Below are 14309 nucleotides of genomic sequence, written 5' to 3' on the forward strand. Positions count from 1 at the left end.
GGGGGTCAGGGCCAGACGAGACAGTACGGCTGGTGGCCCGCCTCGTGGAGGCGGACGGAGAAGTCCTGCCACTCGTGGAGCAGCCGGTAGACGTCGAAGGCGTCGCGGGGGCCGCCGCGGTCGGGGACGGTGGACCAGATGAAGGCGGCGGCGCCGACCGACTCCTCGCCGATGCCGCGCAGCGGGTCGACCACGGTCATCGGCAGTTTCACCACGGCGTAGTCGGGGTGGAGCACGACCAGTTCCAGCGGGGGCACCTTGTTCAGGGGCATGCCCTGTATGCCGGTGAGGACCATGGCCGCTATGGTCTCGGGCTTGATCTTGGTGAACATGCCGCCCATGCCGAGCTCGTCACCGCCGAGCTCCTCGGGGCGCATCGAGATCGGGACCTGGGCCGCCGTCGCGCTGTTGGGCGCGCCGAAGTACTTGTACGTCACCCCCAAGCTCCGGCCCCCGGAGACAGGGGGCGGTTCCGCAGCGGGTTCCGGGGTCGCCCGGCCCTCCGACGCGGTCGGATCCTCCGTCCGCCGGCGCCGGTGCCGCCCCCGCCGGGCAGACTCCGGACCCAGGTCGTCCGTCCCCTCGCCCGGTCCGCCACCGCGATGCATATCTCCACCCGACTGCTTTTTCTCGGCAACACGACCCCGCCGCGCAACCCGATCATCGTGTCAGTGACCTCCCCCGCGTTCGTACGGTGAAACACCTGTCCGCAAGAACGCCGTGGCCTCTGACACCATGGATTCCGTGAGTCATCCCTATGACGCCCCAGTTTCGCAGACGCGGAGGGCGGGCGCCCCGGCGTAATACCCAGGATGTCCACGCCGTCCCTCCGTCCCCGATGTCGTGCCCGAAGTCGTTCTCGCAGGTCAGGATCACAGTGCCGTATTCATACGAAGCCCCAGTCTCACAGACGCTTTTCGACCGCGCTTCCCTCGTGACGCCCGGCGGCGTGAACTCACCGGTGCGTGCCTTCCGGGCCGTGGGCGGAACGCCCCGGTTCATGGTGTCCGGTTCCGGTCCGTACCTCACCGACGCGGACGGTCGTGAGTACGTCGACCTGGTCTGCTCGTGGGGGCCGATGATTCTCGGCCACGCACACCCCGAGGTCACCGCCGCGGTGCAGGCCGCCGTGGCCCGCGGTACCTCCTTCGGTACGCCCGGCGAGGGCGAGGTCGCGCTCGGCGAGGAGATCGTCGCGCGGATCGAGCCGGTCGAGCAGGTGCGTCTGGTCTCCTCCGGTACGGAGGCCACGATGTCCGCGATCCGGCTCGCCCGCGGGTTCACCGGGCGCGCCAAGGTCGTCAAGTTCGCGGGCTGCTACCACGGCCACGTGGACGCGCTGCTGGCCGCCGCCGGTTCCGGTGTGGCCACCCTCGGCCTCCCGGACACGCCCGGAGTGACCGGCGCGCAGGCCGGCGACACCATCGTGCTGCCCTACAACGACCTGGCCGCGGTCCGGGAGGCGTTCGCGGCGCACCCGGGCGAGATCGCCTGCGTCATCACCGAGGCGTCGCCCGGCAACATGGGCGTCGTCCCGCCGGCGGAGGGCTTCAACCAGGGCCTGGCGGACGTGTGCCGGGAGAACGGCGCGCTGTACATCTCCGACGAGGTGATGACCGGTTTCCGCACGAGCCGGGCCGGCTGGTACGGCGTGGACGGCGTGAAGCCCGACCTGATGACCTTCGGCAAGGTCATGGGCGGCGGCTTCCCGGCCGCCGCGTTCGGCGGTCGCGCCGACGTCATGGGGCACCTGGCGCCGGCCGGGCCGGTCTACCAGGCGGGCACCCTCTCCGGTAACCCGGTCGCGACGGCCGCCGGGCTCGCGCAGCTGCGGCTGCTGGACGAGGCCGCGTACGAGAAGGTGAACGCGGTCTCGGCGGAGATCCAGGGCCTGGTCACGGGCGCGCTGGCGAAGGAGGGCGTGGCGCACCGGCTGCAGACCGCGTCCAACATGTTCTCGGTGTTCTTCACCGCCGACGAGGTGCGGAACTACGACGACGCGAAGAAGCAGGAGGCGTTCCGCTTCAACTCCTTCTTCCACTCGATGCTGGCCGACGGCGTGTACCTGCCGCCGTCCGCGTTCGAGTCGTGGTTCGTGTCGGCCGCGCACGACGAGCGGGCGATCGAGCGGATCGCCGCCGCCCTGCCGGCCGCCGCCCGCGCCGCCGCGGAGGCGACGGCATGAGCGACGCCACGAGCCTTCCGAAGAGCGACCAGGACATCACCGTCGTCCACCTGATGCGCCACGGCGAGGTGCACAACCCGGACGGTGTCCTCTACGGCCGCCGCGCCGGCTACCACCTCTCCGAGCTGGGCCGGCAGATGGCGGACCGGGTCGCCGAGCACCTGGCCGACCGGGACGTCACGTACGTGGTCGCCTCCCCGCTGGAGCGGGCGCAGGAGACGGCGACGCCGGTCGCCAAGGCGCACGGCCTCGACCTGGCCAGCGACGAGCGGCTCATCGAGGCGGCGAACGTCTTCGAGGGCAAGACCTTCGGCGTCGGTGACGGGGCCCTGCGCAAGCCGGCGAACTGGAAGCACCTCACCAACCCGTTCCAGCCGTCCTGGGGCGAGCCGTACGTCGAGCAGGTCGTGCGGATGATGGGCGCGCTCGACGCGGCGAAGGACGCGGCCCGTGGGCACGAGGCGGTCTGCGTCAGCCACCAGCTGCCGATCTGGATCGTCCGCAGCTTCGTGGAGAAGCGGCGGCTGTGGCACGACCCGCGGCGGCGGCAGTGCACGCTGGCCTCGCTGACCTCGTTCACGTACCGGGGCGACAAGATCGTCTCGGTCGGGTACAGCGAGCCGGCCCGGGACCTCGTCCCGGCGCATCTGCTGGCGGGCGCGAAGCCGGTCAAGGGGAAGTCGAAGGCGTTCGGGGCGTAGGTCCCGGAGAAAGCTCTCCGGTGGGACGTGCTCCCCCTGGACAGCGCGGTGGCGAAGGTCCACAGTTCAGGGCGGTCGGTGATGTTCATGTCATCCGACCGCCCTGAAATTTTTGTGCTATTTCCCGGAACCTCCGTGTTCCTCCCTGCATCTCACTCATTGTCGGTTTGGATGACGTTCAGGTCATACGTCAGCGCGAATGGGGATGTCATGCGCGGGATCAGCGGGATCAGTCGAAGGGGGCTGCTCGGGGCGGGCGTTGGAGCTGCGGCGGCGATCGGTATCGCCGGCTGCACCACCAATAACCAGGACAAGCCGGGACGTTCCGGGCCCGGTAAGGGGGGAGACGTCACGACGGACCCGACGGCACCCACCCCGACCAAGGACGACGCCCGGCTCATCGGCGACGGTTCCACCGCCGACACCGGCAAGCAGCCGCACCAGCCCGACGCCCCCGTCCCGCTCGAACCCGGCCAGACCCCGCCCCAGTTCGTGATCTTCTCCTGGGACGGCGCCGGCGAGGTCGGCAACGGCCTCTTCCCGCGCTTCCTGGAACTCGCCAAGAACCACGACGCGGCGATGACCTTCTTCCTCTCCGGGATCTACCTCCTCCCCGAGTCGAAGAAGGACCTCTACCGCCCGCCGAACAACCGCGTCGGCGCCTCCGACATCGGCTACCTCACCGACGCCCACATCAAGGAGACCCTGAAGTACGTCCGGCAGGCGTGGCTGGAGGGCCACGAGATCGGCACCCACTTCAACGGGCACTTCTGCGGCGGCTCCGGCTCCGTCGGAAACTGGACCCCGGCCCAGTGGCAGAGCGAGATCGACCAGGCGGCGAAGTTCGTCACCGAGTGGAAGACCAACAGCGGCTGGACCGACCTCGACCCGCTCCCCTTCGACTACGCGAAGGAGCTCGTCGGCGGCCGTACCCCCTGCCTCCTCGGCCAGGACAACCTGCTGCCCACCGCCAAGCGGCTCAACTGGCGCTACGACGCCAGCTCGCCCGGCGGCCGCCAGACCTGGCCCGACAAGCGCCAGGGCATCTGGGACCTTCCGCTGCAGGCCGTGCCCTTCCCCGGGCACAGCTTCGAAGTCCTCTCCATGGACTACAACATGCTCGCCAACCAGTCGAACAACACGACGAAGGGCATGCCCTCCCGCTACCCGGGCTGGCGCAAGCAGGCCACCGACGCCCTCCTGGGCGGCTTCACGCGCGCGTACGAGTCGAACCGCGCGCCCTTCTTCATCGGCAACCACTTCGAGCAGTGGAACGGCGGCATCTACATGGACGCCGTCGAGGACGCGCTCAAGGACATGGCCGGAAAGAAGGACGTCAGGCTCGTCTCCTTCCGGCAGTTCGTGGACTGGCTCGACGTCCAGGACCCGCTGATCCTCGACCGGCTGCGCACGCTGGACGTGGGACAGCGGCCCACCGGCGGCTGGAACACCTTCCTCCGGGCCGCGCCGACCGCCTCGTCCACCCCTCCCGCTTAGACGATCTTGACAAGGGGCTTTACGGGCACGTAGGGGGGTGCCCAAGATCCCCCAAACGCCCATGCGAAACTTTTCACATGAGCCTTAGCCGTGCCCCTCGACGCACCCTGCTCGCCGTCGGAGTGCTGACCGCCGCCCTCACGCTCTCGGCCTGCAGCGGCGACAGCAACGGCAAGTCCGGCGGTGGCGGCAACACCAACTTCGTGACCAACACGGGCGGCATCTCCACCGTCGCCAAGGGGGAGCGCACGGCCCCCAACGAGATCGCCGGCGAGACCCTCGACGGCAAGCGGCTCGACGTCGCCGATCTCAAGGGGAAGGTCGTCGTCCTCAACGCCTGGGGCTCCTGGTGCGGCCCCTGCCGCGCGGAGGCCCCGCACTTCGCGAAGGTCGCCGCCGACCTGGAGGACCAGGGCGTCGCGTTCGTCGGCCTCAACACCCGGGACCCCAACAAGCAGCCCGCGATCGCCTTCGAAGAGGACTACGGGGTGCCCTACCCCAGCCTCTACGACCCGCAGGGCAAGCTCATCCTCTTCGGCTTCCCCAAGGGCACGCTCAACCCGCAGGCCATCCCCTCCACGGTCGTCCTCGACAAGGAGGGCAGGATCGCCGCCCGCTCCCTCATGGCGCTCGACGAGAAGAAGCTCCGGTCGATGATCGAGCCCCTCCTCAAGGAGAAGTGAGCCGGTGAACGACACCGTCACCAGCGGAGCCCTCCTGCTCGCCGTCCCCGTCGCGCTCCTGGCCGGCCTGGTCTCCTTCTTCTCGCCCTGTGTCCTGCCGCTCGTCCCCGGCTACCTGTCGTACGTGACCGGGGTCTCCGGCACCGACCTCGCCGAGAGCCGCCGCGGCCGGATGACCGCGGGCGCCGTCCTCTTCGTCCTCGGGTTCACCGCCGTGTTCGTCTCCGGCGGCGCGCTCTTCGGCTACTTCGGGTCGACCCTCCAGGAGTACCGCGAGACGCTCACCACGGTCCTCGGCGTGCTCATGATCCTCATGGGCGTGTTCTTCATGGGGCTGATGCCCTGGCTCACCCAGCGCGAGTTCCGCTTCCACCGGAAGCCCGTGGCCGGGCTGATCGGCGCCCCGCTGCTCGGCGCGCTCTTCGGCATCGGCTGGACCCCGTGCATCGGCCCGACCCTCGCCTCGGTGAACGCCCTCGCCTTCGAGCAGGCCAGCGCCGGCCGCGGCGCGATACTCGCCTTCGCGTACTGCATCGGTCTCGGCGTACCGTTCGTGCTCGCCGCCATCGCCTTCCGCAAGGCGCTCGGCGCCTTCGGATGGGTCAAGAAGCACTACGCGTGGGTCATGCGGATCGGCGGCGTCATGATGATCGTGACCGGTGTCCTGCTCCTCACGGGCGCGTGGGACAGCATGGTCGCGACGATGCAGGGCTGGTCCAGCGGTTTCACGGTGGGGATCTGAGTTCCATGAGCAAGACCGATACGTCGGAGCAGCAGGAGAACCTCGGCGAGGCCGGGGCCCAGCTCTCCACCGCACCCGTCGAGGACCGGGCCGATACCGTCATCGGCGGCCCCACCCTCGGCCCTCTCGGCTGGGTCCGCTGGTTCTGGCGGCAGCTGACCTCGATGCGGGTCGCGCTGATCCTCCTCTTCATGCTCTCCCTGGGCGCCGTCCCCGGCTCCCTCGTCCCGCAGACCAGCGCGGACGAGCTGAAGGTCCAGGCGTTCAAGGACGCCCACGAGACCCTCACCCCGCTCTACGAGAAGCTCCAGTTCTTCGACGTCTACAGCTCGGTGTGGTTCTCCGCGATCTACATCCTGCTGTTCGTCTCCCTCATCGGCTGCATCGTGCCGCGCACCTGGCAGTTCGTCGGCCAGCTCCGCAGCCGCCCGCCGGGCGCCCCCCGGCGCCTCACCCGGCTCCCCGCCTACACCACCTGGCGCACCGGGGCCGAGCCCGAGCAGGTCCGCGAAGCGGCGCTCACCCTCCTCAAGGGCCGCCGCTTCCGCGCCCATACGGCGGGCGACGCGGTCGCCGCCGAGAAGGGCTATCTGCGCGAGACCGGGAACCTTGCCTTCCACGTCGCCCTCATCGTGATGCTCGTCGCCTTCGCCTGGGGCCAGCTCTTCAAGTCCGAGGGCGGCAAGCTGATCGTCGAGGGCGACGGCTTCTCCAACACGCTCACCCAGTACGACGACTTCAAGTCCGGCTCCCAGTTCGGCACCGACGAGCTGGAGCCGTTCAGCTTCACCCTGAACTCCTTCAACGGCACGTACGAGAAGACCGGCCCGCAGCGCGGCACCCCGCGCACCTTCGAGGCGGACGTCACCTACTCGCAGGGCGGCGCGGAGAAGAAGGCGGTCATCCGGGTCAACGAGCCGCTGAAGGTCGGCGACTCCAAGGTCTACCTGATCGCCCACGGCTACGCGCCCGTCGTCACCGTCAAGGACGGCCGCGGCAAGGTCGTCTTCCACGGCGCCGTGCCGATGCTGCCCATCGACAACAACATCACGTCGACCGGTGCGATCAAGGTCATGGACGGCTACCGCGACAAGAACGGCAAGAAGGAGCAGCTCGGCTTCACCTCGCTGTTCGTGCCGACCTTCGCGGGCGCCGGCAGCGGCACGATGTTCTCGCAGTTCCCGGCGCTCGACTTCCCGGTCATGGCGCTCAGCGGCTACCACGGCGACCTGCGCGTGAACTCCGGTCTGCCGCAGAACGTGTACCAGCTCAACACGACCAAGATGAAGCAGTTCAAGATCGACAAGGGGACCGGGGTCGCGCAGCGCATGCTGCCCGGCGAGACCATGACGCTCCCCGACGGCGCCGGCTCGATCACCTTCGAGAAGGACATCAAGGAGTGGGCGAGCTTCCAGATCTCGCAGCAGCCGGGGAACGGTCTCGCCCTCGCGGGCGCGATCGCCGCGATCGCCGGTCTGACCGGTTCGCTCTTCATCCAGCGGCGCCGGGTCTGGGTCCGGGCCGTACGCGGTGAGGACGGCGTCACCGTCGTCGAGATGGCCGGCCTCGGCCGGAGCGAGTCCGCGAAGCTGCCGGAGGAGCTGGCCGACCTGGCCGTCGCCCTGACGGCACAGGCGCCGCCCACGGCGGAAGCCGCACCGCAAGCCGATCCGGAAGCCGTACCGGAACCCGCGGAAGAACCCGCAGAAGACCCTGCCCCTTCTGGAGAGGCCGACAAGTGATCCTCGCCGCCACGACCAACGAGAGCCTGGCGCGGATGAGCGACCTGCTCATCTACTCCTCGATGGCCGTCTACACCCTCGCGTTCTTCGCCCACATCGCCGAGTGGGTGTTCGGCAGCCGCAGCAAGGTCGGCCGTACCGCCGCCGCCCTCACGCAGCAGAACACGGCCGAGGGCGCGGCCGTGACCGTCCGGGTCCAGCAGGCCGGCGGCACCGCCGTGCTCGACAAGCCGCAGGTCGTCACCCGCTCCGCGGCCGGCACCCGGGACGTCCCGGACGGCCCCGGCGCGGCCGGCGGCACGGTCAAGGGCGACCTGTACGGCCGGATCGCCGTCTCGCTCACCGTCCTCGCCTTCGCGGTCGAGGCAGCGGGCGTGGTCGTCCGCGCGCTGTCCGTGCAGCGGGCCCCCTGGGGCAACATGTACGAGTTCTCCACCACCTTCTCCACGGTGGCGGTCGGCGCGTACCTCGGCTTCCTCCTGGCCAAGAAGAACATCCGCTGGATGGGTCTGCCGCTGATCACGACGGTCCTGCTGGACCTGGGCATGGCCACCACCTGGCTGAAGACCCCCAGCGACCAGCTGGTGCCGGCGCTCGACTCGTACTGGCTGTGGATCCACGTCTCCACCGCGATCTTCTGCGGCGCCGTCTTCTACATCGGCGCGGTCGGGACCCTGCTCTACCTCTTCCGCGACTCGTACGAGAACAAGCTCGCGACCGGCGGGAACCCGGGTGCCTTCGCCCGCTCGGTCATGGAGCGGCTGCCGTCCGCGGCCTCGCTCGACAAGTTCTCGTACCGGGTGAACGCGGCCGTCTTCCCGCTGTGGACGTTCACGATCATCGCGGGCGCGATCTGGGCCGGCGACGCGTGGGGCCGCTACTGGGGCTGGGACGCCAAGGAGGTCTGGTCCTTCATCACCTGGGTCGGCTACGCGGCGTACCTGCACGCGCGCGCGACGGCCGGCTGGAAGGGGCGGAAGGCCGCGTACATCGCGCTCATCGCCTTCGCCTGCTTCCTCTTCAACTACTACGGCGTCAACATCTTCGTCAGCAGCAAGCACTCCTACGCGGGCGTCTGAGCCGCTGCGCTAGCGGGTGACGGGCCCCGGGGCCACGCTTGAGGTATGAGCGAGATAACCCGGGGCAGGTGCGAGACCCATGACGGCGACACCCAGCTGCTGCGGTTCGTGGTCGACCTCCCGCACCCGGTGCCGGTGGTCTGGGCGGCGGTCGCCTCGCCCGAGGGCCTGCCGGGGTGGCTCTGCGAGGCGGACCCGCTGGAGCCCCGGCTCGGCGGGCGGGTCACCCTCCGCTGGCTCAACGGCGACACCGAGGTCTCGGGGCGGGTGACCGCCTGGGACCCCGACTTCGTGGCCGAGTACACGGTCGATCCGACGCACGGCCGGATCCGGTTCCATCTGGAGCCGGGATCCGGGGGCGACGGGTCGACCGTGCTGCGTTTCACCAACGAGTTCCAGGGCACGCGCGCGTACCGCCTCGACTGTCTGGCGGGGTGGCACGACCACCTGGAGCGGCTCGGCGCCGCGCTGGACGGGCGCCCGACCGACTGGCGGGACTGGACGCCCGAGCGGTGGCAGCACCTGCGGGAGCTGTACGCCCGGGACGACGAGCCCTGGCCCAAGTGGGTGCCGTAGGGGCGGGGAGCGGCGGGCTCAGCCCCGCTTCGGCGGCAGGCACTCCGCCGTCGGGGGCCTGCCCTCCGGCCAGGCCGTCTGGACGAAGCGCTGGGTGCCGTCCTGGGCGAGTTCCACGATGGGGACCGCCTTGTTGTACGGGTTGCCGTGGTTGTCGAGGCAGATCCAGCCGCTCGCGCCCTGCACCCGCAGAGAGCCCTTGACCTGCGGCCACTGCGTCCCCACGTCCTCCTTCGCGGGGTAGGCCGAGCCCTCGGGGGTGGCCTGGCGGATCGCGTGGACCGCCGTCGCCATCGCGTCGTAGGCGATGATCGCCTGGCCGTCCGCGAGCGCCACCGGCGCGTCCTTCGGGGCCGCGTGGGCGATGTCCTTCACGAAGTCCGCGTAGGCCCGCGCGGAACCGCCCGTCGCGGGGATCTTCCGTCCCGGTGCCGGCTGCCAGGCGTCGGGGTGGGCGAGGGCCGCGTACCGCACGGTCAGCCTCGTCTTCAGGGCGTTCCGGTCGAGCTTCTTGTCCGCGCCCAGGTACGAGCCCTCGTCGCCGGTCAGGACCGTGAAGGCGCGGTCGACGCAGCCGCGGTCGCCGAGCGCGTTGATGAACTGGCGCAGCTGGGTGTGGCGCCCGGCGAAGAAGACGGTCTCGGTGCGGGTGTCGCAGATCAGGTGGGTGATGTTGCGGAAGGTGTTGGCCGTGGTGCCCTCCTGGGTGGGGTCGGCGGAGGAGGTGAACTCCTGGGGCTCCAGGGGCGCCTTCTTGAGGGACGCGGCGAAGGCGGCCTTCAGGGTGTCGACGTAGTGGTCGCCGCCGCGGGTGTCCTGGACGAGGAGCGCCTTGGCGGCGTCGACCCGGCCGAAGTTCGCCAGCGCCCTGGCCTCGTCGCTGTTGGTGGGGGAGACGCGGGCGAGGCCGGGGAAGGGCTTGCGGCCGGGGCCGTTGGCGATGTCGTCGGCGGTGATCGTGGTGCCGACGACGGCGATTTTGGCCTTCGTCAGGGCGGTGACCGCCTCGCGCATCTCGGTGGAGGAGGTCGCGATGCCGGAGACGGCCCGCAGCCGCTCGGGTCCGTCGGCCATCGCGACGAGCCGGTCGACGGTGGTGCGCCAGTGGGCGTTGCCCTGGCCGGTGTTGGCGAGCACGAGCCGGATGGTGGGCCGCTGCCCGTTGGACTCCTGGTTGGCGCGGTACTGGTAGGCGTACGCGCCCTGCACCTCGTGCACGACCTTGGCCCGCATGCCGCCGTCGCCCGAGGTCAGCGGCAGGAGCACGGCGACCGTCACGTACTCGCCGGCCTTGAGCGTGCTGTTCTCCCGGCCGATGGCCTGCGCTATGCCGGTGAGTTCGGCGATGCCGAAGTCATGGCCGTCGCCGTTGACGCCGACGCACTCGGCGCTGCCGGCCGGGCGGTCGACGCCCGGCGCGCAGGAACGGTCCTCCGGGGCGGTGAGGCGGGCGATGCCGTAGCCGCCGAGGCCCAGGACGACGGCGGCCGTGACGAGCGAGGCGACGAGCTTCTGGCGGGGGGTGCGGACGCGGCGGCGCAGCCGGTCGGTCAGACGGTCGGGCATGGCGTCAGACTCCGTCCTCGCGGCCCGGCGGCAGCGACGGCTCCCGCCAGGCACGGATGTCGCGCGGCCAGTGGGTGGCCGCGTCCCAGAGCGAACCGCTGCCTGTCAGGTGGCGGCCGGAGAGCCGGCGCAGCTCGTGCGCCAGCCGGTCGGCCACCTCGTCGTCGGGCAGTGCGAGCGGATCGGTGAGCAGCCATACGGCGTGCAGCAACCGCCGTACGGAAAGGTGAAGTTCGACGGCGTCGGCGTCGAGTCCGGTCGGCAGGCTGTCGACCAGGTCCTGGCCGAGGGCGACGGCCCGGCGCGGGTCGTCTCCCGGCCGGTTCCGCTCGCGCGGATACGGGGCGGAGGCGATGAACCGCAGCCGGCCCAGCCAGCCGAGGACGTCCTGTTCGGGGAAGGTGTCCCGCAGGTGCGCGACGGCCTCCCCGGTGCGGCCGAGGGCGAGGTCGTGGTGGAGGCGGTACGGGCCGGGATCGGGCCCGTAGTGCCGGTGCAGGGTCTCGTGGACGGCGTGCCAGGCGGCGTAGCGCGGGTGGTCGCCGTCCTCGAAGCGCAGCCGGTGCAGGAGCAGGGCGCGCAGCAGGGGGTCGGCGACGAAGTGGCCGGGACCCTCGGGCCAGTCCTCGGCGCGCAGCCGGTCGCGGACGCGCAGCGCCACGTCCCCGTCGAGGGACTCGCCCTGGAGCCGGGCGTGGGACAGCATCCGGGCGGACTCCTCGTCGTGGGTGGCGGCGAGTACGGCGTACGGGCCGGGGCTGCGCACCGGGAGGAGTTCGGCGAGGAGGGCGGGGGCCACCGGCACCGGCGGGGTGTCCTCGCGGAGTTCCACCGTCAGGTCGAGCAGCCCGCCGGGGGTGAGGCGGGCCCGGACCGCCGCGGGCGCCTCGCCGGCGGCCCGGCCGAGGAGGGCCACGCCGAGGGGGCGGCCGCCGGTCAGCCGGTGGACGGCGCGGGCGAGTTCGGCGGGGGTGCGGCCGGCCGGGTCCTGGCGGTCGAAGGCGGTGCGGGTCTGGGCGGGGGAGAGCGGGGTGAGCGCGACGGCGAGGATGCCGGAGCCGACGCTCGTGCCGCGCGGGCAGGGCGCCCGGTGGGCGGTCTCCGGCAGCCGGGTCCTGGTGGCCTGGCGCAGCCCTTCGTGGTCGTGGACGCGGGAGGTGGCGAGGACGACGACCTTGTCGCGGCGGCCCTCGGCGGCGCGGGCGCGCAGGATCGGCTCGACGAGCTGTCGGCCGAGCGGTTCGTGGGCGTTGTCGAGGAGGAGCAGCGGTCTGCCGAGGCGGCTGCCGCGCCGGAGTCCGGTGTAGGCGTGCACCAGGTCCTCGGTGAGGGCGCCGACGAGGAAGTCCTCGGCCTCGCGGCGGCGCCGGCCGCCCTGCTCGAAGTCGATCGCGAGCTGCTGGAGTCCGGCCTTGCCGCGCCCGCCCGCGTTGCGGTAGCTGCCGTACCAGCTCTCGGAGGCGCGCTGGAGTCGGCCGAAGACCTCCTCCAGGACGGTTTCCACGGTCGCCTCGGCGAGCAGCCCGGCGAGCGGGACGGTGGCCTCGGCGAAGGTCGCGGCGAGTTTGGCGAGGACCTTGCCGACCCAGTTCGTGGCGGCGCCGCGGGTCGCGTCGACGGTCGCGAGCAGCGGCCCGAGCCGGTGGAGGTCGCGGCGGGCCCGCTCGTCGTCCTCCCGGGACCAGGCCAGCGAGGCGACGGCCACCAGGCCGAGCGACAGCCGGGGGAACCGCACGGGCCGGGCGCCGAGCACCTTCGGGGACAGCTGGACGGCGAGCTCGGCGAGCGCGCCGGTGACCGGGGTCCAGCCGGGGCCGTGGTCGGCGGGCGGCTCGACGTGGGCGCAGTCGAGCAGGGCGAGCGGCGTGTACCCCTTGTAGCGGTTGCGGACCTCTTTGAGCAGGGCGGTCTTCCCCATGCCGCGCCCGCCGGTGAAGACGGCGACCGGCGGGTCGTCGTCGTGTTCGTACGCCACCCGGGCGGCCCCGTACCGGGTGACCCCGCAGAGCCGGGCGACCAGCCCGCCGTCGTCCAGGACCGCCTCGCGGCCGTACAGTTCCCTGTCCACGCCCCGTCACCCCCGTCACAGTCAACTCAAGGATATCGACGGGGTGTTGGGAAAGCGGCCGGCTTTCGCCACTGCTTTCGACTCTGTTTCCGGTTTGTCGCGGGGACGTTGTCACTCCGTGGCGATGGCGTCGAGCTGGGCCCGCAGATACCCGTGCGACTCGATGCCGTGGATCGTCGTCCCCGGGGTGCACTCGTAGAAGTACACCAGCGACATCAGCTCCTCCGCGGGTGCGTCGGCCGGCGGCGGCAGCACCCGGTGGCGCCCCGAACGCCACCGTCCGCCGGTCCAGCCCGCCATCAGGTCACCGATGTTGACGGTGAAGGCGGCCGGGTCGTACGGCGCGTCCTGCCAGCCTCCGGCGTCCGTGTGCACCTGGAGCCCGCCCCTGCCCGCCTCCCGGTCCAGGAGGGTGACCGTGCCGAAGTCCGTGTGCGGGCCGATCCGGAACTGGCCGGGCTGCGGCTCGCCCGTCCGCTCCCGCCCCGGGTACCAGTTGACGTTGAAGCCGAACGTCGGGTGCCCGGTGTGCCGGGTGAAGAAGTCCCGCTCCTCGCCGAGCGCCACCCCGAGCAGGTCGAGGACCCGGTCCGACAGCGCCTTCATCTCCGCCAGGTACGCCTCCACCAGCGGCCGCAGCCCGGGGACCTCGGCGGGCCAGGTGTTCGGCAGGAACCACTCGGCGTCGACGGCCGGGTCCCCGGTCGGCTCCTCCGCCGCGAACGACAGCGACTCCTTCAGGTCGGGCGGGGTCGCCGTGCCCTCCGCGTACCCGTTCGCCTCCGCGCCCGGCCCCAGCCACCCCCGCCCGCCGACCCGCACCGCGTACGGCTCCTTGACGGCGGCCGGAAGGTGGAAGAAACGGCGGGCGGTCGCCCGGATCTCCGCCCGCAGCCCGGGGTCGACCCCGTGCCCGCGGACCAGCAGGAACCCGGCCTCGCGCAGGGCGCGGTCGACGGCGGGCAGCTGCGGGGCGGGATCGTGGGCCAGGTCGATCGTCGGGAGGGCCGCCTCAGTCGTCACCGATGTCCTCGTTCCACAGGGCCGGGTTCCGTGCGATGAACTCCCGCATCAGGGCGACGCAGGCGGGGTCGTCGAGCACCACGACCTCCACCCCGTGCTCCGCCAGCCAGTCGTGGCCGCCGTGGAACGTCTCCGCCTCCCCGACGACCACACGCGAGATCCCGAACTGCCGCACGAGCCCGGAGCAGTACCAGCACGGCGACAGCGTCGTCACCATCGTCGTCCCCCGGTACGAGCGCTGCCGCCCCGCCGCCCGGAACGCGGCCGTCTCCGCGTGCGTGGACGGGTCCCCGTCCTGCACCCGCCGGTTGTGCCCGCGCCCGAGCAGCGTCCCGTCCGCGCCGTACAGCGCCGCCCCGATCGGAATCCCGCCCTCGGCGAGCCCTGCGCGGGCCTCGTCGAGGGCGGTGGCGAGCCACCGCCTGGCTGTCTGGTCGTCCATGGGGG

Annotated in this window: 12 protein-coding genes and 1 pseudogene; 8 read left to right on the forward strand and 5 right to left on the reverse strand. The window is 71.6% G+C overall.

Features of this window, described 5'->3' with window-relative positions:
• Window positions 1-5 precede the first annotated feature (5 nt).
• Window positions 6-458: pseudogene (locus ACFVZH_RS27065) on the reverse strand (hypothetical protein); the annotation flags it as partial.
• A 380-nt stretch (window positions 459-838) separates the two neighbouring features.
• Here ACFVZH_RS27065 and hemL point away from each other — a divergent pair.
• The 8 genes from hemL to ACFVZH_RS27105 all read left to right on the forward strand — a co-directional run bounded on the left by hemL (window position 839) and on the right by ACFVZH_RS27105 (window position 9205).
• Complete coding sequence (gene hemL / locus ACFVZH_RS27070; RefSeq protein WP_384901127.1) at window positions 839-2185, forward strand: glutamate-1-semialdehyde 2,1-aminomutase; 1347 nt, start codon at window positions 839-841, stop codon at window positions 2183-2185.
• On the forward strand, window positions 2182-2886 hold the full coding sequence (locus ACFVZH_RS27075; protein ID WP_384901129.1) for a histidine phosphatase family protein: 705 nt from the start codon (window positions 2182-2184) through the stop codon (window positions 2884-2886). The genes hemL and ACFVZH_RS27075 overlap by 4 nt, the downstream gene beginning before the upstream one ends.
• A 219-nt stretch (window positions 2887-3105) precedes the next feature.
• Entirely contained in the window at window positions 3106-4383 is a 1278-nt protein-coding gene (locus tag ACFVZH_RS27080; protein ID WP_384901306.1) for a hypothetical protein, read from the forward strand.
• A 77-nt stretch (window positions 4384-4460) separates the two neighbouring features.
• Window positions 4461-5066, forward strand: a complete 606-nt coding sequence (locus ACFVZH_RS27085; protein ID WP_384901131.1) for a TlpA family protein disulfide reductase — start codon at window positions 4461-4463, stop codon at window positions 5064-5066.
• 4 nt (window positions 5067-5070) lie between these two features.
• Window positions 5071-5808 (forward strand): cytochrome c biogenesis CcdA family protein, encoded by a 738-nt coding sequence (locus ACFVZH_RS27090; RefSeq protein ID WP_384901133.1) that lies wholly within the window; start codon window positions 5071-5073, stop codon window positions 5806-5808.
• Between the two features lie 5 nt (window positions 5809-5813).
• Window positions 5814-7550 carry a cytochrome c biogenesis protein ResB gene (locus tag ACFVZH_RS27095; protein WP_384901135.1) on the forward strand — a complete coding sequence of 579 codons (1737 nt, stop codon included), beginning with the start codon at window positions 5814-5816 and terminating at the stop codon, window positions 7548-7550.
• Window positions 7547-8629 carry a c-type cytochrome biogenesis protein CcsB gene (ccsB, locus tag ACFVZH_RS27100; protein ID WP_384901137.1) on the forward strand — a complete coding sequence of 361 codons (1083 nt, stop codon included), beginning with the start codon at window positions 7547-7549 and terminating at the stop codon, window positions 8627-8629. Before ACFVZH_RS27095 ends, ccsB begins: the two co-directional genes overlap by 4 nt.
• 45 nt (window positions 8630-8674) lie before the next feature.
• Window positions 8675-9205: an SRPBCC domain-containing protein gene (locus ACFVZH_RS27105; protein ID WP_384901139.1), complete on the forward strand. Its 531-nt coding sequence runs from the start codon at window positions 8675-8677 to the stop codon at window positions 9203-9205.
• 18 nt (window positions 9206-9223) lie between these two features.
• Here the strand turns inward: ACFVZH_RS27105 and ACFVZH_RS27110 are convergent, their stop codons facing one another.
• The 4 genes from ACFVZH_RS27110 to ACFVZH_RS27125 all read right to left on the reverse strand — a co-directional run bounded on the left by ACFVZH_RS27110 (window position 9224) and on the right by ACFVZH_RS27125 (window position 14304).
• Window positions 9224-10771, reverse strand: coding sequence for an ABC transporter substrate-binding protein (locus ACFVZH_RS27110; RefSeq protein WP_384901140.1), 1548 nt, complete (start codon window positions 10769-10771; stop codon window positions 9224-9226).
• Between the two features lie 4 nt (window positions 10772-10775).
• The gene (locus ACFVZH_RS27115) at window positions 10776-12839 is read right to left on the reverse strand and encodes a hypothetical protein (protein ID WP_384901142.1); all 2064 of its coding nucleotides are present in this window, start codon (window positions 12837-12839) and stop codon (window positions 10776-10778) included.
• Between the two features lie 111 nt (window positions 12840-12950).
• Entirely contained in the window at window positions 12951-13862 is a 912-nt protein-coding gene (locus ACFVZH_RS27120; RefSeq protein ID WP_384901144.1) for an isopenicillin N synthase family dioxygenase, read from the reverse strand.
• The gene (locus ACFVZH_RS27125) at window positions 13852-14304 is read right to left on the reverse strand and encodes a nucleoside deaminase (protein WP_384901146.1); all 453 of its coding nucleotides are present in this window, start codon (window positions 14302-14304) and stop codon (window positions 13852-13854) included. The genes ACFVZH_RS27120 and ACFVZH_RS27125 overlap by 11 nt, the downstream gene beginning before the upstream one ends.
• Window positions 14305-14309: the final 5 nt, after the last annotated feature.

Origin of the sequence: Streptomyces sp. NPDC059534 (assembly GCF_042743475.1) — a bacterium.
In the GTDB taxonomy this organism is placed as follows: domain Bacteria; phylum Actinomycetota; class Actinomycetes; order Streptomycetales; family Streptomycetaceae; genus Streptomyces.